Genomic DNA, 20,593 nt, shown 5'->3' on the forward strand with positions numbered 1-20,593 from the left:
GGGAGGTAAGCCATGGAAGTTACTAATTTAATTAGAGAGGCTGCAAAAAGATTGGAAACTCCTTTTTTGGTAATTGATATTGACCAGGTTAAAAAAAATTACAAACGATTAAAAGAATCTATGAAAAATGTTGAAATTTTTTATGCTGTAAAAGCTAATTCTCATATCGAAATTTTAAAAGCTTTAAGGGATCTAGGATCTTCTTTTGATGTTGCATCTGTTGGTGAAATTAATAAATTATTATCTTTAGGTGTTAGCCCTAAAAAAATGAGTTTTGGAAATCCTATAAAAAAGGAAAAAGATATCGCTTATGCCTGGGATATCGGAATAGAATATTTCTCAGTTGATAGTGAGATGGAAGTAGAAAAAGTAGCAAGAAATGCCCCTGGATCAAAAGTATACGCTAGAATTGCAACTAGTTCTTCAGATAGTGATTGGCCACTTTCTGGAAAGTTTGGAACAGATATAGATCATGTGATTTCAATTTTGAATTGGGCTAATAGACACGGATTAAAACCATATGGTGTAAGTTTTCATGTTGGTTCTCAATCATATAATAAATATAAATGGCAACAAGCTATTTTAGAAGCAAGTGTTGTATTTAATAAATTATCAAAGAATGGAATAGACCTAAAAATGCTTAATTTAGGTGGTGGAATACCTGTACAGCATACAAAACCTATACCTACTGTTGAGGAAATAGGAGAAGTTGTTGAAGACTCTATAAAAGAATATTTATGGAAACATAAAAATTTAATGATTTTAACTGAACCTGGAAGATCAATGGTTGGTGATGCTGGAATACTTGTTTCAAAAGTAATATTAAAAAGCAGAAAAGGCAGTAAAAAATGGATATATTTAGATACTGGTGTATTTCACGGATTAATGGAAACAATAGAAAATTTTCAATATGAAATACAAGTTGAAGGAAAGAATTATGACGAAACAGATGTATTCACATTAGCTGGGCCTACGTGTGATAGTGTAGATACAATATATGAAGATCATATATTACCTGCAAATATTGATTATAATGACATTGTTTATTTTATTAATGCTGGTGCTTATACCGTTGAATATGCTGCACACTTTAATGGTATTGAACCACCTAAAGTTTATACAGTTGATGAATTAAAAGAATTATTAAATTATAAAGATTAGTCTTATTTTTAATTTAAATCCAGCTTTTTTATAGCTGGATTTTTTATATGTTAATTGTAATATACCTCTGATATAATATGTTAAAAGAGGTGATTTTATGATTAGAAAAGACGCTTATCTATTATTGCGAGAATTTGATAAAAAACATTATATACCCCAGAAATCATTTGATTATTTTAATGAAATTTATTCAAATCAAGATATGGCTTTATTAAAAAATCTTGTATGGGGAACTATAAGGAATCTTGTTAAAATTGACTTTTATTTAAAAAAATTAATTAAAAATTACAAAAATATTCCTCCTGCTTCTAAGTGGATATTACGTTTAGGTGCTTACCAAATATTAAATGACTTTAAGCCTTATGTTGCAGTAAATGAAACTGTAAAAGTTGCTAAAAACAGGAAAGTCAGAGGTTTCGTAAATGCTACTCTAAAGAATCTATTAAGCAAAAAAAATGATTATGTTTTGCCAAACTGGGTTGAATTTTCTATTCCAAAATGGTTATATGATTATATGAATGGGAATTTTCCAGAATATTATGTAAAAGAATTTATGAAAAAAAATTATTCTATAAATCCACTCACATTAAGAGCAAATACATTAAAAATAAAGAGAGAAGATTTAATCAAAAATTTATCCGAATATTCTATTAAACCAACTCAACATTCTCCTTATGGTATTGTTGTAGAAAATCCACAATCCCCTATTGAAGTTACTGAATTTTATAAAAATGGATTCTTTTATATTCAACATGAAAGTTCTCAAATAATCCCCTTGATTTTAAATCCTCTTCCAGGAGAATCTGTTCTTGACATGTGTGCAGCTCCTGGAGGAAAAACTACTGAACTTGCTCAAATGATGGAAAATAAGGGAGAAATAATGGCCCTTGATATAGATGTTGATAGATTAGAATTAGTTGAAAGAAATGCTAAAAGATTAGGAATTGATATTATAAAAACAAAATTAGTCTCTGGTTATGAATATAATGAAGGAAAATATGATAAAATATTAATTGATGCACCTTGTACCTCTTTAGGCACTTCTTCTATTCATCCTGAGGTTTTACATAGAGTTACAAAAAATGATTTTACCATTTATTCAAATATACAAAAACAATTATTAGAAAATGCTATTGAAAATCTAATAAAAAATAATGGAGAAATAGTATATTCTACATGTACAATTTCAAAAGAAGAAAATACATTAAATATGGAATATATTAATGAAAAATATAATGATATAACGTTTGAAAAAATAGATTTAGAAAAATATGGAATAAAAAGCTATTTTGATGGATTTGGTTACTACTTTTATCCTGATGAATGTTTAATCCCTTTTTATGTTGCAAAAATAAAAATTAATAATGATTACAAAAATAATGAAGAAAGGGGATAAATATGGGAAAAATAGCGATTATCACAACTGGCGGTACTATCGCAATGATACATGATCCTTTACTTGGAGTTGTCCCTTCAGAAGAACGAAATAAACACCTTAATGAAATTCCCGAATTAAAAAAAATTGCTGAAACAGAATTACTTGAATTTACAAACATACCAAGTCCTCATATGACTCCAAAGATCATGTTTAAATTATCTAAATTCGTTAAAGATGTATTAGCAAGAAAAGATATTGATGGTGTTGTTATAACTCATGGAACTGATACTTTAGAAGAAACTGCATATTTTTTAGATTTAGTTTTAAATGAAAAAAAGCCTATTGTTTTAACTGCTGCTATGCGAAATTGGAATGAACCAAGCACAGATGGACCTGCAAATTTAATTTCCTCTGTAAGAGTTGCTGCATCTAAAAAATCCATTAATAAGGGTGTTTTAGTATGTTTAAATGATGAAATACACTCTGCAAGAGAAGTAACAAAGACTTATACCAGCAATGTTGCTACTTTTGATTCTCCAGGTTATGGCCCATTGGGAATTGTCGATGAAGATGCTATAATTTTCTATAGAGAATCTCTTTTAAGAATGCATATAGATGCTACTGATGTTGAAGATAAGGTGGCTTTAATAAAAACATATACAGGCGATGATGGTTCTATTTTAAGCGTTTTACCAGACTTAGGATTTAAAGGTGTAGTAGTGGAAGGATTTGGAAGAGGTAATGTACCTCCAAAAGTTGCTGACAAAATTGAATGGCTGGTCAAAGAAAAAAATTTGCCTGTAATTGTTGTATCTAGATGTTTTAAAGGAAGAGTTCTTGGAGTATATGGTTATCATGGTGGTGGAGCAGATTTAAAAAACAAAGGAGCTATTCTTGGAAATGAAGTTTCTGGACAAAAAGCTAGAATTAAATTAACTGTTGCTTTGGGAGTTACCAATAATATTGAAGAATTAAAAAAATTTTTTGAACTTAATGGAGTTGATTAAATTGAAATTGAGCACTAATTTAAGAGGTGCATTGTTTTCTTTTCTATATTTCATGCTTTTTATAAGTATTGCTTTTATATCACAAGATGTTTTTGCTATAATTATTTTTACTATTGGATTTGTTTTAGCTATTAATTTAATAGCTAAAGGATTAAATAGACTAAAAATACCTATAAAGATTGCTACAATAGTCTCTTTAATAGGGTCGTTATTTTTTCTATATTTATTATTAGTATTATTGGTACCAACGGTAATAAAAGAAATAAGTAATTTTGTTGTTTTCCTTAATGACTTTTTTCAAAATGGTTCATGGAAAGTGTTGTTGAAAAATCAACCAGAAAATATTGTTAATAACATTGAAAATTTTATGAATTCTTTACAACCTAAATTGATAGAAATGCTTTCTAATTTTATTGAATTAATACCTTCATATGGTCAAAAAGCATTTACCTTTTTATTCTTTTTGACCATTGGTTCTATTTATTTAAGCTTTTACTTTGAAGAATTCAAAGTAAGATTACAATATCTATATCCTAGATCTCTGCGTAACTCTGCAAAAATTTTTTATGAGGAATCTTTTAGTCAAATAGAGCATTATGTTGTAGCAACATTATTTGCTGCAGCATTTGTAGGAATTTCAGCATTTTTAGCAATGTCTTTCCTTGGTATTAAATATCAATTATTATTAAGTTTCTGGGCCGCTGTTACCAATTTTATACCAGTTATTGGTGTTGTCCTTGAATTTATACCTATGATTATTGTTGGTGTTTCTAGTGGATTATCTACAATGCTAATATTTATACTTATTATGATTATAATACATGGAATCGCTTTTATTATATTCATTTCTATAATGAAAGATTATGGGAGAATTAATCCTGTAATTACTGTATTTTCCTTATTAATTCTGGGCTCTATTTTAAGTTTAACTGGAGCTTTGATTGCCGTTCCTACAGCTATGATAATAAAAGTTTTTTGGAATATTTATATTAAGCCAGAATTAGAAAGGAGTTAAGATGAAAAAAAGTTTATTATTGTTTTTTTTAGTATTATTTACCCTTTCTTTTTCTATAACAATTGAAGATATTAGGAATCTCTCAAAAGTGCCTGATACACTTAACCAGGCATGGAGTGAGTTTATAAAATATATTGCACAAAATCCTAATGATCCCTCAATAGGAATTTTGGGTGAAATTTTATCTGCAAAAAAATATTTTTATGAACATTATAAAAATACACCTTTTTTTGAACCTCTTTTAGAAGAAAACTTCAATAAATTTTGTAATTCATTAGGCTTATATAATAATTATTTGAATGAAGATGAAACAAAGCTAATATTAAAAATATTTCCCCAAATTCCTTTAACTATAAAAAGAACTTTAGAAACTGGCATCATTGAAATGAATTCTTATAAATATTTATATAAACTTGATGGTTTAGAAAAATATGTTTCTCCTTTCTCATATCAAGGTTTTTTACAGGTTTTTGTTGACAAATCTATAAAATCTCCTGTTTTTCTTGATAGGGATATGGAATACTTTATAAAGAAGTTTATTCCAAAATCAAAAATCAAAAACATCAATGATATTTTATCTAATTCTACCTATTTTTTAGATGAAAATAATTATTTAGGTGCATATAAACTTTTAGACTTCCTAAAAAGAGAAGGTATTATTAATACAAAAGAATTACAAACTTATACTTTGTTAAAAAAATATTTTGATATTAAAACCAAAATTGGTGAACTTTCATCAAATATATATATTATTGAACCGAATAATTTAAAAAGTTTTACTATTAACCTTTTAGATATTACTGAAGATACATTAAATTTAAGCATAGAAAAAAGTACTCTAATAACTTTAATATCAGGCATTATAAAAACCATTAGAATAAGAATTGAAAGTTCAAATAAAATTATTTTTGATTCTTATCCTCAAAAATTAGATGATTTAATAAAACGATCACCAACTACATTAAAAAATGAATTAGAAAAATTAAAAACTACTATTATTAATTCCTCATTAAAAAAAGAAAAAAATGACTCAAAAATTAGTACAAAATCCAATAATTCAAACGTTTCAAAACCCTCAACAAAAACAAATAAAAATAATACATCAAAAATAAATATTTTTATCTATTTTTCCTTAATTATAATTTTTTCTATATTAGCTATATTATATATTCCGTTTTTCTTCTCTTCCCAAAAAAGCGTCAAGTTTTATATGAAATTAAAAATGCATAAAACTGCATTAAAACTAGCAGAAAAACTCATTTTAAAAGATCCTAATAATTATAAAACATATATTCTAATGGCACACATTTTAGAAGAAATGAATGAAGTTGAACAAGCAATGATGGCTTATAAGATGGCTTATACAAAAAAACAAAATCAAGATTTAAAATGATAATCTAAAAAAAGATGTATAATATATCCTGTAGTTATAGAAAGCCCTAAATATAACGAATAAAAATCTATTTGATAATAATTATTAGTGTTTAAATAATATGTTATTACACCAAAAATTAATGCTGTAATTGGACTATGCCATTTACCTCTATGCTTAGTAATATAATTAAAAAATGAGCCCATCATTCCACCAACTAATATGCCAAGTATTATATATATAGTATTTATAATGTATAATTTAATCTGTAAAAAAGATAATATATCATATGATTGTTTTACTTTGAAAATAATATATATTCCTAAACCTACTAATAAAATTCTAAAAAACTTGTTTATTAATGAAAAATTATGATCTACATCTGGCAAATCGGCTCCAAGTACAAAAAAGAAAAATGAAATAATTATCATATTAATGTTTGGATTAAAAGATACATTAAATATATCCATAAAAAATGAATATAATAAAAAAAATGTTGGAAAAAACAATATACCTGTTATAACATGTGTTTTGAAATTTGGCATTCAAACTCTCCTTTCTAGGTGGTGATTATTTTGAATATATTAGTATTAGATGCTTCTAATAAAGGACTTTTAGTTGTTTTAAAAAAAGATAATAATATTTTTTACAAACAAAACTTCGAGAAGAATTCAGGTAATTATATTATACCTTTAATTAAAGAAATTTTAGAAGAAAATTCTATTTCTATAGATAATATTGATTTATTTGGATGCACTATTGGCCCCGGTTCTTTTACTGGAATCAGAATTTCAATTGCGTCTTTACAGGGGTTATTATTTAATAAAAATAAGAAAGTTGTTCCTATAGTTTCAACAGAAATTATATATAATAGTTATAACGGCCCGTATAAATTAGATAAAATTGCCATTTTAAAACGTGCTCGTGTTGATGCTGCATATGTTCATATTTTTGAAAATGGTAAAACTATCTTTAATCCTAATTTAATTCATATAAATGATCTTAAAAATTTAATAGATAATGCTTATTTATTAGGAGAGGAAAGTTTATATTTCAAAGAAAAATTAGATTTGCCTAATGAATTATTAAAAGCAGAATTTTCTCCTGAAACTTTTATTTCATACATTGAAAATAACAGAAATAAAGCTCTTTTACCTGAAAATTTAAAAATTTTATATTTACAAAAACCTTTAGCAGTTGAAAATTTTGAAAAAAAGAATAATATTAAAATAGATGAAAATTTATATAATTAAACTAACTAAAAATAGCACCATTCGGTGCTATTTTTTTTCAAATAATTTTTTTACATGAGATACATCATCAACTTTTGTTGCTGAAATGTTTTCGTTCATTATACTTTCATATACTTCTTCCCTATATATTTTAAAATCTCTTGGTCCATCAAATCCTATCTTTATAGCATTTCCATCTATTGATAATATTTTTATCTTTAATATTTTATCTTCTATCATTATAGTAATACCTTCATCTAATTTCCTTGATAATACCAACATATTATGCACCCCTTCCTTTATCAGGTGCTTTTTCATTTAAAATAGAATCACTTCTTTCTATTTCTTTTTTTACATTATGCTTTAAATTATAATTATCATCATCTAAAATTATTTGTATTCCTTTATTATTTACTTTAGAAATTACTATTGGAGCTTTTAAATTTACTGTTATATTGTCCGGATCACCATGTGGTATTGTCATTATTGCATAAATTTTAACATCTTCAGGTTTTTCAATCTCTAAGTATTCTACTATGTCTTTTGATAATTCAAACGAATAATCTACTCTTACTAATAGAGGATCTATAATAGGAAATGATATCTCCGGGTTTTCTAAAGATAATAACCATTGAATTGGGAAAGTATCTTTTATAAAATGTATATAAAATTTATTTAGATTTTCAAAACCTGGTATTCCATTATCAAATGTAATAATATCATTTTCTGATATTTCTAATTCACCAAATTTTGTATTATATTTCTTTTTTTCATGAGATATTTTTGAAACTTCTAAAATTTGTTTTTCTAATATTTGCTGACTAAGTAAAACTTCCTCTTTAATTTTATGTTTCAATGACAACGTATCATCATCTATTATATATTGAATACCTTTATTTGTATTTTTTGATATTACTAATGGTGCTTTTAAATTTACTGTTGCCTCATCTGGATTATCATGAGGTATTGTCATAATAGCAAACACTGCTGCATCCTCAACGTTCTTTATACCTAATTTATCTGCAATTTCACCAGGAAATTTAACTTTATAATCTATTTTTACTAATTTTGGTTCTATTATTGGAAAAGAAATTAATTCATCTTCTAAAGAGAGTAACCACATTATAGGATATGTTTCTTCTAATGTTAATATTACATATTTTTTCAAGTTTTCAAATCCTGGCAATCCTTCTTCAAAAATTATTATTTCATCATCATCTACTTCAATTTCACCTATTCTTGTATTAAACTTTTTTAAAGCCACTTTTAATCTCCTCCCTATCTAATAAAGTCCACAAGGGATTGTGGTAATATTTGTGCTGTTGTTTTTAATGCCGCTTGTAATGTTGTTTGTTCCAAAGATAAATCACTTAAAGCTTTTGGCAAATCAGTTCCAACTAAATCATTTACAATATCATTATTATTATTAACAACATTTTCAAATCTTTTTTCCATAGATTCTAACATATTATCAACACTACCAATTCTTGCTAAATTTGAATTAACATTATTTAATATACTATCAAGAGAACCTAAATCTCTCTCGATATTGTCGTTTTTACCTTCTTCAACAGAATCTATTAATCTATCTAATATTCCAAATACTGTTTCTCCAGTATCTGTTTTAAAAACATCATAAACTGTTACTCCATATTCGACATTAATGTTTTCTATTGGGAGTTTTGCTCTAATATTAGCTTCTTGTGGAGTATTAATTACAACTTTATTATTTTCTTTTCTAACTGGTGGAATATCTGTTTTTGCTCCTCCAAAAATATATTTCCCACCAATTTGTGTATTAGCTAATTTATAAAGATGTTCCTTCAATTGTTTTAATTCTAAGGCAATATGATGTCTATCTTCTATTGTCTGAGTTCCATTGGCCGCTTGAACTGTTAATTCTTTTATTCTATGATTTACATTTTGCATTTCTTGCAACGCTGTATCATAATATACCAAAACTGATCTGGTATTTTTAATATCATCTATATAGCTATTTAGTAATCTATTTCTACTCATGAAATAACTAGCTTTTCCTGCTTTTTCAGGATCGTCTGAAGGTTTATTTATCTTTTTCCCTGTAGATATTTGCTCACTTAATTCTTCTCTTCTCAACATCGAATTCCTAATATTCTTTAAAGCATTATTTGCTATCATACTTTGGGTAATTCTCATATAATCACCTCATCATTCCGTTAATTATCTTATCTAACATACCATCAACAACATTTATAACTTTAGCCGCTGCGTTAAAAGCTTGCTGATATTTTATCATGTTAGACATTTCTTCATCTAAAGATACTCCCTTTACACTTTCACGTTGATTATAAAATTCTGTTCTTAAACTATCACTATTAATTTCCATTTTTTTAGCTTTTTGACCTGATAATCCCACATCTGTTATCATATCTGATATATAATCCTCAAAATCATGTCTTCCATCAGATAATAATTTTGCACTTTTTAACATATATCCTTCTTCCCATAAGCTGGAAGAATGTTCTCCTGTTGGAATTAATGTATCAACTTCTCCATCATCATCTGTATCTACTTTTTTACCTAAGTCCATCGCAAGCATATCAGGATTACTTAATAGATAATCTTTCACTTTCAAATTTTCAGCCATATTTATATTATCTGAAAGTATGAACTTTGAAACATATTTTAGTTTATTTTCAAATTCTGAACTTTGAAAATCTGGATTTAGCAATGTAAATTCTTCTGAATACGGCTGACTTGAATCTATATGTTTCCATAAACCTAACATTTCAAACAATTTTTCTGGTCCTTTTATTTCCGCATTTTTCAAATCATAATTTATTGTTTTATCAGCTTTTAATACAAGTCTTCCACCTGGCGTATAAAACGCTAAAACTCCTGTATTGGTTTCATTAATTTTATCAACTAAACTTTTTAATGTATCTCTATTAAAATCTAACTGAACCTTTTTCCCTTGAATTGATATAAACGATCCAAAATCAAGAAAATTCATTCGCCATTTTAAATCTTCATCTGATTTTAATTTTAATTTCGCACTTTGCTTATCGCCTGCCCATCCTTGACTAACTATTTTGTTTGCTGCTGAATCTTCATCATAATAAAAATTTTCTACCGAAATGGTTTTTGAACCAACTTGTATTTGTATATTATTAATATTTTCCCAACTAAAAGTTGAATTATCAGCTCCAGGCAAAATTTCAAATTCTTCTCCATTTCTAACTATTTGAAATTCATTATTATTTCCAATAGTTGTCCCATCTAAATATGATTTTAAAATTGTATTTGAATATTGGGCTGATCCATCTTTATAACTAATGGTAATATTAACATTATCTGTTTCATCAAATGAAGATAAATCAAATGTTTTTGTTTTATATGCATATAATCCCATTGCATTTTTTAGTGAATTTTGAGAAGTATCCAAAGCTGTTAAACTCACAGAATTTGAATTCATTTCATGTAACATTCCAAGCGGATCATCTATTATAACATTCTTCATATCAAGATATGATTTATCTGTAGGTACAATGTATAACTCATTATCTCTTACAAAAGCTCTAACTAATTTTAAACCACCATCATTATTTCCATCACCATCTGCATCACTATTTATCCTTTGAGCAATTTCATTTATACTATTTATTCCTTGTAGATTGAGCGTTTCTGAATAATTTCCAGGTCCTTTAAAAGTCATTATCCCTTTATCCGTTGGAATTGATGACCATTTTAAAGCATTTACTTCTTTGGTTGGTAATCCTAATTGTTTAAAAACATTATTGTTAAAATCTATTACTAACCTGCTATCCAATGACGACCCACCCTCATTGGAAAAAGTTAGTAATCCACCATTTTGCACATTATATTTATATTTAAAATCTCCTCTAAATTTATTACCTTTTGACAGATTATCTAAGCCCTCACCAGAATTTATGGTTGCAGTATAGTCATTTGTATCTTCAAATCCATTTTCTATATTTATTAGTTCTCCAGTACCTATATCAAAATTAACTTTAATATCATCTTTGGTATTTTGATTAAATTTTAAATAACTGTCTACATAATTTTTGGGTTCTCCACTTAAGAGTTTAGATCCTGCTATTCTACGTAATTTATCAGTTTGTAAATTACCAGAAGGAACTTCATTAAAAAAATTAAGACCTCTTATTGTACCTGTTAAATCAAATCCTTCTTCATGTATTAAATTTAGAGTATCATAAAACGTTGCTGCTAATTCATTCAATCTATTCAATTGATCTGAAATAACTTTATCTCTCAACTCAGAAATAGCCCCTAAAGATCCACTTTTAAGCTGTAAAATATTTTTATCAACAAATATAAATTTTTTACCATCAACTTCTTTTATATTTAATTTTTTATAGGTTTCACCATTTAGAATTACTGTATTTTTTAAGATTATACTAATCTGACCATCTTTTTGCTCTTTAGCTGTAAAATTAAATTTTTCTGATAATTCATCCAAAATTTTGTCTCTTTGATCTAATAAATCATTAACACTTATCCCTTGACTTTTCAATCCTTTTATTTGCTTGTTTAAGTTAGATAATTCCTCAAGTTTATCATTGATATCCTTTACAGATGTTGATAAATCATTATTAAGATTTTCTTTTACATTATTAATATCAGAATATAAGCTATTCATTTTATTAGCTAATTCTTGAGCTTTATATACCAATTCTCTTTTATTTTCTGGTACTGTTGGTTCTGATAATATTTTATGTATCGACCCCCAAAAATCATCAAATGACTTTCTGAATCCATCTTCTGATGGTTCGCCATATAAAGATTGAATATAATTAAGATTGGAATTCATTGTTTTCCAATAACCGTAATCACTATTATATTTTCTATATTGTATATCTAAAAATTGATTCCTTATTCTTTCAATAGATTCTATTTTTGAGCCAGTTCCCATTTCGAAACCGCCATAACTAACAGGGGTATTGGTAGTAATATTAACCTGTCTCCTTGAGTAATTTGGATTATTCACATTAGCTATATTTTGAGAAACAGCATTCATAGCTGTTTTACTAGAAAATAATCCAGATACACCTGTATTTAAAGTATTAAATAATGACATTTTATCACCTCATCCCTGCCAATTAGCTTTACCTTGGTTTACTGGCTTGCTATATAATCCGTTTTTCCCATATACTGGAACATTATTTTTAGGTTCCATAAATAATTTTATCAATATATCGTTGTATTCAACTTTAACCTTTAATAAATCTTTTAGGGTAGAACTTAAGGAATTTATATCAATAAATTTATCCGACATTTTTTTCAATAAATCTGCTACTTCTAAATCTACATTTGAAAAATATTCATAAAAACTATTTATACTATTTTTTATATTCTCTTTTTTGGATATTTGCTCAAAATGCTCCACCCTTTTTTTTTCTATTTTTGCCAATTTTAATGCATTTTCACTAATTTTTGAGACTGAATTATTTATATCTTTTATGTCTGCATTATTTAAAACAAATTCTTTCAAATTATTCATTGAATAAAAAAGATCCACGAGGATACTAAGTTCCTCGTGGATTAATTGTTTTATTATATTAATATCTGGCATTTTAAAAACCTCCCAGCATCCTTTCAGCTATCTTATCTGGATCTATTTTGTATAGACCTTGCTCAATGGCCTGGCGTAGCTCTTCCACGAGGCTTTCCCTTACTTCAGGGATTTCATTCCTGGCCATCTCTATATATTTTTTTGAAGAACCGTCAACTGATACCTTTACAGGAGTATCTTCCTGTTTTATTATTCTATCTTCTTTGGAGGTTTTCCCTATTTTTGTATCTTTTTTCAACGTTTCATTTTTTACATATTGATTATACGCATTATTTAATTTATTTATATCCATATTTTGCACCTCCGAAATCACTCTCACATAATATATCGTCTAAATTTTGCCAGATATTAATATTTAAATTTATTTTCTAACTTCTATTCCTAATTCATTTTTCAACATATTAATAGTTTTCTCTGAAACTCTATTTATTTCATCGTCTGTTAATGTTCTATCTTTAGCTCTATATGTAACGGTTATTGTAATACTTGTTTTTCCTTCTTCTATATTTTTACCTTTATATATATCGAATATTTTTATTTCTTCCACAAGTTTTTTACCAACTTTTAATATTACATTTTTAATATCTAAATAAGTAACTTTATCATCTATTAACATAGAATAATCTCTTCTCATAGATGGATAATCTAAAGATATTATATTTTTCTTTTTGTTTGATTTTAAATCATATAACTTTTCTATATCTAATTCAGCTATATACAAAGGTTGGGTTATATCATAAATATTCTTTGCTATATCATTGTCTACCTTGCCAATAAAACCTATTTCAACGTTTTTCACAAAAATTTTACCACTTTGGGAATAAGATAATCCTTCTATTTTTCCCCTTTTTAAATCAGCTTCAATTCCAAAATAATCTAATAAATTATCTAATACTCCTTTAAAAGTATAAAAGTTAATATTTCTTTTATCTGTATAATCATTAGGATTTTCTTCTCCAACACCTACAAAAGCTAATTTTTCTATCTCTTTTACCTTAGTCTCAGAACTTTCATCTTTTAAGAAGCTTTTTCCTATTTCAAATAATTTTATGTTCCTGCTTTGATTTCTAAAATTATATGATGCTGATTCTAAAACACCGTAAATCAATAAAGGTCTTAATGTTGCTAATTCAGACGATATTGGATTTTCAAGAAATACCTCCCCTGATTTTAACCACATTCTAGAATTATCCATAAATGCAAAAGTAAACGCTTCATTATATCCATTTAATCTCATGATTTCAGAAACTTTTTCTCTAAACTTAATATACTCAGAAACACCACCAACAAGATTATTATATGGTAAAGTTGATGGTATATTATGATAACCATATATTCTCCCAATCTCCTCAACGAGATCTATTTCTTCAGAGATATCCGGTCTTCTAGTGGGAACAGTAACTATATACCCTGATTCTGCTTCCTTACTTTCAAATTCTAATTTTTCTAAAATTTTATTAATATCTTTTTTATCTACTTCTATACCCAATCTATTATTTACATATTCATTTCTAACATTTACTTTTTTAGGTTTTATTTCTTCCGGATAAACATCTGTCATTGGTGAAGCTATTCTGCCATTAGCTAATTTTTCTATGAGATATGCAAGTCTTCCCATTACAAATTCAACATCATTAGGATCTACTCCTCTTTCAAATCTATATGAAGAATCGGAAGACACTTTATGATATCTTGAACTTTTTCTAATATTCACTGGATCAAAATATGCTACTTCTAATAATACTCTTTTTGTATTTTCATTAATTCCAGATTCTTGCCCTCCCATTATTCCACCAAGTGCAAGAATTTTTTCACCATCTGTAATTAATGTTTCGGTACCATTCATTTCATATTCCTTTTCATCCAATAATAAAACTTTTTCACCTTTATTAGCTTTTCTAACTACTATTTTATCTCCTATTAAATCGAGATCAAATGCATGTACTGGATGCCCAGTTTCTAACAATACGTAATTAGTTATATCAACAATATTATTTATACTTCTTATACCTGCAGTTGCCAACCTCTTTACTAACCAAGCTGGTGAAGGTTTAATTTCTACATCTTCAATAACTAAAGCTGCATATCTTTTACAACCCTCATATTCTATCTCTACAGGAAAGCCATTCCCTTTTTTCAATTCTTTAATTTCTGGATATTTTAAATTTTCTGCTGCATCTATAGCTATAAATTCCTTAGCTACTCCTAAATAAGATAATAAATCTGGTCTATTGGGAAATATTTCTATATCAATAACATCATCTGGCAATTTTAGATATTCAACAAAATCTGTCCCTGGTTTAATATCCTCTGGTATTCTATATACATATTCTGATTTTTCTTCTAAACCTAATTCTTCTAGTGAACACATCATACCTTCAGAGATTATTCCTCTCATTTTTCTTGATTTTATTTTAAAATTACCAGCTAAAATAGCGCCATCAACAGCAACAGGAACAAGATCATTTACCTTTACAGTTTTATCAGCCGTTAAAATTTGTAACTTTTTATCTCCAACATCTACTGTACAAATAATAATTTTATCTGCATCAGGATGATCTTTTATATCAATAACTTTACCAACTATTACCCCTTTTATTCCATTACCAATTCTTTCTACCCCTTCAACATTTGTAGAATGTAGTTTTATTTTATTTATTAATTCACTTATTGTCAATTTTAAGTCTATATATTCAGATATCCAATTTTTTGATATATTCACTACTATTCCTCCTTTATAATCCTAAAAATCTCATATCATTTCTATAAAATTCTCTCATATCAGCAATTCCATGTTTTAACATCGCTATTCTTTCAACTCCTGTACCAAATGCAAAACCTTGCCAGATTTCCGGATCATATCCTACATTTTTTAATACGTTTGGATGAACAAGCCCTGCACCCAAAATTTCTATCCATCCTGTACCTTTACATACATTACATCCTTTTCCTCCACAAAACATACAATCAACATCTACTTCATAACCAGGTTCTACAAATGGAAAATAACTGGGCCTTAATAATACTTTTCTTGATCCTCCAAAATACATTGTTAAAAATTGTTCTAAAGTTGCTTTTAAATGACCAACAGTTACATTTTTATCAATGTATAAGCCTTCTATTTGATTAAATGCTGGAGAATGAGTTGCATCAGGTTCATCTTTTCTATATACTCTTCCAGGAGAAATTATAGCAATAGGTGGTTCCTGACTTAGCATCGTTCTAATTTGGACTGGTGATGTATGAGTCCTCAAAATTATGTTATCTTTATTTGATATATAAAAAGTATCTTGCATATCTCTAGCAGGATGCCAATCTGGGGTATTTAATGCATCAAAATTATGCCAGGTTGTTTCAACCTCAGGACCTTCAACAATTTTATATCCCATATTAGAAAATATTTCATATACTTCTCTAATTGTTTGCTTCAATATATGCTCATAACCTATTTTTCTTCTTGCACCGGGTAAAGTAATATCAACCCAATTTTTTCTCTCTTCTTCTTCTTTCATCTTTTCTTTCAACTTAACAAAATAATCTTCTAACATTTCTTCAGCTTCTTTTTTTATGCTGTTTACAAATGCCCCAAATTCTTTCCTTTTATCCTTTTCAATCTTAGAAATTTCTTTCATTAATTTAGAAATTTCACCTTTTTTCCCAAGAAATTTAGATTTCACAATCTGAAATTCCTGAACATTTTTTACTTCTTCAATTTTTTCTTTCAATTCATTTAATATTTTATTCCTTATGTCGTTCAATTTATTTTCCTCCTCTTAATATATTAATTTCTCAATTTTTCTTTAGAAGTATAATACTAAAAACAAAGTTTAAAATTATAGCTATGCCTAATGAAATTATTGAATAAAAAATATTATTCGCATACATACTTAAAAGAATAAAAATAGTAATTGTCATTAAATTCCAATATATATTCGAAAAAATAGAAGCTATAAAAACTGCTCCTAATGAATAAAATATAAATGAATATATAAATTTAATATCTTTAAAAACAATCCATATTAAAAAAAGCATTAATATTATAGAAAAAGCAAATACTAAAAGTCTCTGAAAGATTTCTTTATAATAATGCAATAAAAATATTTTCATATTTTTATAATTGAATAAAGAAAAAATCCTTCCTGATAAAAACAAAGCTATTAAAATTCCTATACCCTGTATTTTTATATATTTTTCATATACTTTGGGTGGTTTTAAATTTTTCTTGTCAATAAAATAAGGCTTTACTAATTTATTTAACTTTATAGAAGTATCGTATAAAAAAACTTTTAAATCTTTAAATATTAAATCAAAATAATTACTATTATCTGGCAAATAAACTTTTAAAATTTTTCCCTCTAAAGAAAGCACTGCTTTAGCTTCTTTAGGAAAATTTTTTGAAAATTTTAAATTTTCATTTTCAATAGGAAAAGAACCATAATAAAAATATGGTTCTTTTTGAAATATATAATCAAAAATTATCTGAGATAACGACAAAAAGATAGTTAGTCCAATTACTAATATTATATATATCTTAATATTTTTTGAATACATTATCTTAGATTCAACTCCCGTTTTTTGAATATCAATGGAACATATTTATCTTCAATTTCTTCTAATTTCTCAACATTTTCGTTTGTATCAATTCTTTTTATAAAAATCCCATCATCAAATGGTATTTGATTACCTTTATCATCTATAACCTTTTCACATATTGCTTCTAATATTTCAGTAGAATCAGAAATGACCAAAATATTTTCTTCATTTAAGTTTTTTTCTATATATCTTGAAATTTCTACCATTTCTTGGATGTTTATTTCATTTTCAAGTATTAGCATTATTATTATTTTTCTTTTTTCATTTTTTCTCTTCAATATATCTAAAATGCTTTTATTTCCCCATAAATCTTTTGATATCACATGAAATATTCTTCTACTAAAAAAAGTTAAATTTTCTGCATCCATACTTTCTAATATATATTCTTCAGTATATTTTTTCGGTTTCAATATTATTTTTATTAAATTATTAAATAAAACTATTGGATTTTGACTATATATTCCTATTTTATCTTTTGGCATAATCTCAATATCTGGAAATTCTATTTTTGATCCGGAAATTTTAAGTATAGTTTCAGACATATAATCATCTCCGCTAAGCTGGAATAAAGTTTAAAAAATCAAATTTTTTTACTGCAATAAATTCAGAATTAAATATATCAACATTTTTTAAGTTATCGAATATATCCAACATATTTTTGCCTGTATATTTTAATATTCCATTATTATAAATACCATATTCTGAATCAATTAAAATATTACCATTGCTACTATTGTAAAAAGTAACACAAAATTCAAATAATCTTTTTTGTATATTTAATTCCTTTACTATAGAAAATTCATTTTTAGTTATTATTATATTTTTTTTAAATGATAATTTACCTATAGCTCTTAAAAAAGAGGTGTGAATTAAAAATTTAGCATATATTCTCTGATTATCTTTTTCTATTAAAAATGTATAATCTGTAAAATCATTTCCTAAAACTATAGGAGCTATTATTTTCCCACCATTTTTCAATTGATTTATCCACGTTACAGGGATACCATCTACTGCTATTGTTGATATTATTATATCAAATGTTTCACCTTTATATCCATAATAACCATCTTTATTTAATAAAATAACATTTTTATAATATTTCAAATTTTTTCTTGCTATTTTAAAAATTTCTTCCTCAGGTTCTGTAGAAACTACTAATCCTTTTTCACCAACAATTTCAGAGATAATAGCTGCATTATAACCTGTACCTGTTCCTATTTCGAAAACCCTTTTACCTTCTGTTAAGCCTGCTTCTTTAAAAAAAAGCGCCATTAAAGAAGGTTGACTTGATGTTGATAATATATTTCCACCATAATATGTTGGTATTGCTTCATCAAAATATACATTACCTTCATTAATCCCACTATAAACAAAATCCTCTCGTGGAACTTTTGCAAAAGCTTGTATTATATTTTCGTTTAATCCTTTTATTTTGTTTTTAATCAACTCAGACAGTTCTCTTCTATTCATTCTTACCTTTCAACTCTAAATATTTTTTCCAATCTTCATTAAATCTTTCAATTCCTTTATCTGTTAATGGATGGAAAAATAATTTCTGGACAACATTAAATGGTATTGTTGCTATATCACATCCCATTTTAGCAACTTCAACAACGTGATAAGGATGTCTAACACTTGCTGCAATAACCTGTGTATCAAAATCATAATTATAAAATATTTGTAATATTTCCTCCACTAAATCAAGCCCTTGATTGCCTATATCATCAACTCTACCAATAAACGGGCTTACATATGTAGCTCCAGCTTTAGCTGCTAATAATGCTTGTAAAGGGCTAAAAACAAGAGTTACATTTGTTTTTATTCCTTCTGAAGAAAGAGTTTTAACTGCTTTAATACCATCTTGTGTCATTGGAATTTTCACAACAACATATTCACTTAATGAAGCTAAGTGTCTTGCCTCTTTAACCATATTTTCATAGTCCATAGAAACTACTTCTGCACTTACAGGCCCCTTAACTACATCACATATTTCCTTTACTCTAGTTTCAAAATCTATATCTCCTTCTTTAGATACCAATGTTGGATTTGTTGTAACTCCATCAATTATTCCCCAATCTTTTGCTTTTTTTATTTCTTCAAGATTTGCCGTGTCTAAAAATATTTTCATAAAAATACCCCCTTTATTTTTTAATCTTTCTATTAATAACATATATATTATATCATAAAAATGAGGCCTTTCGGCCTCATTTAGAACATTTTTATTACTTTACCATATAAAAAACAAGTTTTTATTTTTCACTCTCTTGAATTTTAGAAACTTTTATTTTTACATTTCTAATCCATAAATCTGCAGACAATGTTTTATATTGTTCACTACAATACACCCAAAATATAACTCTAATATATTTTATTCTTTTTTCACCAACAATATCCGCTACATTAAATCTCAAATTAAAATCATTAGAATCTTTTAATGGCATAGGATTTATCCACAGATGTTCTTTAAAAGGGTATTCAGATGAACTCCAGACAAAAGCCATTTTATCCACACTCTCTTTTTTCTCATTAAGAAAAGAAAAGATTATTCCTGAAACACTGTATGCATTCTCTGGCAATATTTTACTCTTTACCGCTAAACCTGCAATCTCAGCATAAAAATCTACAAAACTTTTTGAATTATAAGGTAATTCAAAATCTTTATACAACGTGATTTCAGAATATCCCTCTTTATGAATTCTATACCATATTGTATTTCCAATAGCGTCTAAATCGGCATAACTAACTTTTTCTTTCCTTCCGCCAATATTCCAATATTCATAATCTTTTGGCATAAAATAAGAAAAAACATGTGATTTTTCATATAATTTATTTTTTTCTTTACTTTTTCCAAGTATATTACCAGAATAAACCAAACCATTAGAATTATCATCTACTCTTTTATTCTCAAAATTATTCGATATATTCCCGTTTTTAGTATACATTTGATCAATAGATTCTTTTACCCCATCTTTTATCAATATAATCCTTTTATCTGATATCTCATTTAACCGATTCTCTGGAGATACAACTTCAACTTTATAGTCATTATTTAATGTATTTAAATCTCCCTTATATATAGTATTGCCAATTACATAATAAGTTTCTGAAAATACTATATAAGGCATTAAAATTAGTAAAATGAAAATTCCTTTTTTCATTATATCCCCTCCTTGAGAATTACTATATTGAATATCGTCCAATTCTTTAAAATATTTAATTTTTTCATATTTTATTTTGACAAC

Annotated in this window: 20 protein-coding genes; 6 read left to right on the forward strand and 14 right to left on the reverse strand. The window is 26.5% G+C overall.

Features of this window, described 5'->3' with window-relative positions:
- The first annotated feature begins 12 nt into the window (after nucleotides 1-12).
- The 5 genes from ACZ5CK_RS08260 to ACZ5CK_RS08280 all read left to right on the forward strand — a co-directional run bounded on the left by ACZ5CK_RS08260 (nucleotide 13) and on the right by ACZ5CK_RS08280 (nucleotide 5,954).
- Nucleotides 13-1,161: a type III PLP-dependent enzyme gene (locus tag ACZ5CK_RS08260; RefSeq protein WP_464581344.1), complete on the forward strand. Its 1,149-nt coding sequence runs from the start codon at nucleotides 13-15 to the stop codon at nucleotides 1,159-1,161.
- 97 nt (nucleotides 1,162-1,258) lie between these two features.
- A complete protein-coding gene (locus tag ACZ5CK_RS08265) occupies nucleotides 1,259-2,557 on the forward strand; it encodes a transcription antitermination factor NusB (protein ID WP_464581345.1) in 1,299 nt (432 codons plus the stop codon).
- 2 nt (nucleotides 2,558-2,559) lie between these two features.
- The gene (locus ACZ5CK_RS08270) at nucleotides 2,560-3,546 is read left to right on the forward strand and encodes an asparaginase (protein WP_464581346.1); all 987 of its coding nucleotides are present in this window, start codon (nucleotides 2,560-2,562) and stop codon (nucleotides 3,544-3,546) included.
- Nucleotide 3,547: 1 nt separating this feature from the next.
- Nucleotides 3,548-4,561 (forward strand): AI-2E family transporter, encoded by a 1,014-nt coding sequence (locus tag ACZ5CK_RS08275; protein ID WP_464581347.1) that lies wholly within the window; start codon nucleotides 3,548-3,550, stop codon nucleotides 4,559-4,561.
- Between the two features lies 1 nt (nucleotide 4,562).
- Nucleotides 4,563-5,954, forward strand: coding sequence for a hypothetical protein (locus ACZ5CK_RS08280; RefSeq protein WP_464581348.1), 1,392 nt, complete (start codon nucleotides 4,563-4,565; stop codon nucleotides 5,952-5,954).
- Here ACZ5CK_RS08280 and ACZ5CK_RS08285 read toward each other — a convergent pair.
- Entirely contained in the window at nucleotides 5,939-6,478 is a 540-nt protein-coding gene (locus tag ACZ5CK_RS08285) for a metal-dependent hydrolase (protein ID WP_464581349.1), read from the reverse strand. The genes ACZ5CK_RS08280 and ACZ5CK_RS08285 overlap by 16 nt on opposite strands.
- Before the next feature lie 30 nt (nucleotides 6,479-6,508).
- Between ACZ5CK_RS08285 and tsaB the strand changes: the two genes are divergently transcribed.
- Nucleotides 6,509-7,186, forward strand: coding sequence for a tRNA (adenosine(37)-N6)-threonylcarbamoyltransferase complex dimerization subunit type 1 TsaB (gene tsaB, locus ACZ5CK_RS08290; protein ID WP_464581350.1), 678 nt, complete (start codon nucleotides 6,509-6,511; stop codon nucleotides 7,184-7,186).
- Nucleotides 7,187-7,213: 27 nt separating this feature from the next.
- Here the strand turns inward: tsaB and ACZ5CK_RS08295 are convergent, their stop codons facing one another.
- From ACZ5CK_RS08295 to ACZ5CK_RS08355, 13 genes are all read right to left on the reverse strand, one after another.
- On the reverse strand, nucleotides 7,214-7,447 hold the full coding sequence (locus ACZ5CK_RS08295) for a carbon storage regulator (protein WP_464581351.1): 234 nt from the start codon (nucleotides 7,445-7,447) through the stop codon (nucleotides 7,214-7,216).
- 1 nt (nucleotide 7,448) lies between these two features.
- Nucleotides 7,449-8,429 (reverse strand): flagellar assembly protein FliW, encoded by a 981-nt coding sequence (gene fliW / locus ACZ5CK_RS08300; RefSeq protein ID WP_464581352.1) that lies wholly within the window; start codon nucleotides 8,427-8,429, stop codon nucleotides 7,449-7,451.
- A 14-nt stretch (nucleotides 8,430-8,443) separates the two neighbouring features.
- A complete protein-coding gene (gene flgL / locus ACZ5CK_RS08305; RefSeq protein ID WP_464581353.1) occupies nucleotides 8,444-9,340 on the reverse strand; it encodes a flagellar hook-associated protein FlgL in 897 nt (298 codons plus the stop codon).
- Nucleotides 9,341-9,344: 4 nt separating this feature from the next.
- Complete coding sequence (gene flgK / locus ACZ5CK_RS08310; protein WP_464581354.1) at nucleotides 9,345-12,263, reverse strand: flagellar hook-associated protein FlgK; 2,919 nt, start codon at nucleotides 12,261-12,263, stop codon at nucleotides 9,345-9,347.
- Nucleotides 12,264-12,272: 9 nt separating this feature from the next.
- Entirely contained in the window at nucleotides 12,273-12,758 is a 486-nt protein-coding gene (gene flgN, locus ACZ5CK_RS08315) for a flagellar export chaperone FlgN (RefSeq protein ID WP_464581355.1), read from the reverse strand.
- A gap of 1 nt (nucleotide 12,759) precedes the next feature.
- Nucleotides 12,760-13,050 carry a flagellar biosynthesis anti-sigma factor FlgM gene (gene flgM, locus ACZ5CK_RS08320; protein WP_464581356.1) on the reverse strand — a complete coding sequence of 97 codons (291 nt, stop codon included), beginning with the start codon at nucleotides 13,048-13,050 and terminating at the stop codon, nucleotides 12,760-12,762.
- A gap of 69 nt (nucleotides 13,051-13,119) precedes the next feature.
- The gene (pheT, locus tag ACZ5CK_RS08325; protein ID WP_464581357.1) at nucleotides 13,120-15,480 is read right to left on the reverse strand and encodes a phenylalanine--tRNA ligase subunit beta; all 2,361 of its coding nucleotides are present in this window, start codon (nucleotides 15,478-15,480) and stop codon (nucleotides 13,120-13,122) included.
- A gap of 13 nt (nucleotides 15,481-15,493) precedes the next feature.
- Nucleotides 15,494-16,516, reverse strand: a complete 1,023-nt coding sequence (pheS, locus tag ACZ5CK_RS08330) for a phenylalanine--tRNA ligase subunit alpha (protein ID WP_464581358.1) — start codon at nucleotides 16,514-16,516, stop codon at nucleotides 15,494-15,496.
- A 31-nt stretch (nucleotides 16,517-16,547) separates the two neighbouring features.
- Nucleotides 16,548-17,309 (reverse strand): hypothetical protein, encoded by a 762-nt coding sequence (locus ACZ5CK_RS08335; RefSeq protein ID WP_464581359.1) that lies wholly within the window; start codon nucleotides 17,307-17,309, stop codon nucleotides 16,548-16,550.
- On the reverse strand, nucleotides 17,309-17,893 hold the full coding sequence (locus tag ACZ5CK_RS08340) for a hypothetical protein (RefSeq protein WP_464581360.1): 585 nt from the start codon (nucleotides 17,891-17,893) through the stop codon (nucleotides 17,309-17,311). The genes ACZ5CK_RS08335 and ACZ5CK_RS08340 overlap by 1 nt, the downstream gene beginning before the upstream one ends.
- A gap of 13 nt (nucleotides 17,894-17,906) precedes the next feature.
- On the reverse strand, nucleotides 17,907-18,821 hold the full coding sequence (locus ACZ5CK_RS08345; protein WP_464581361.1) for an rRNA adenine N-6-methyltransferase family protein: 915 nt from the start codon (nucleotides 18,819-18,821) through the stop codon (nucleotides 17,907-17,909).
- Nucleotides 18,814-19,479 (reverse strand): fructose-6-phosphate aldolase, encoded by a 666-nt coding sequence (gene fsa, locus ACZ5CK_RS08350; RefSeq protein ID WP_464581362.1) that lies wholly within the window; start codon nucleotides 19,477-19,479, stop codon nucleotides 18,814-18,816. The genes ACZ5CK_RS08345 and fsa overlap by 8 nt, the downstream gene beginning before the upstream one ends.
- Nucleotides 19,480-19,600: 121 nt before the next feature.
- Nucleotides 19,601-20,509 (reverse strand): hypothetical protein, encoded by a 909-nt coding sequence (locus tag ACZ5CK_RS08355; RefSeq protein ID WP_464581363.1) that lies wholly within the window; start codon nucleotides 20,507-20,509, stop codon nucleotides 19,601-19,603.
- Nucleotides 20,510-20,593 lie beyond the last annotated feature (84 nt).

This window comes from Marinitoga okinawensis (assembly GCF_055387075.1).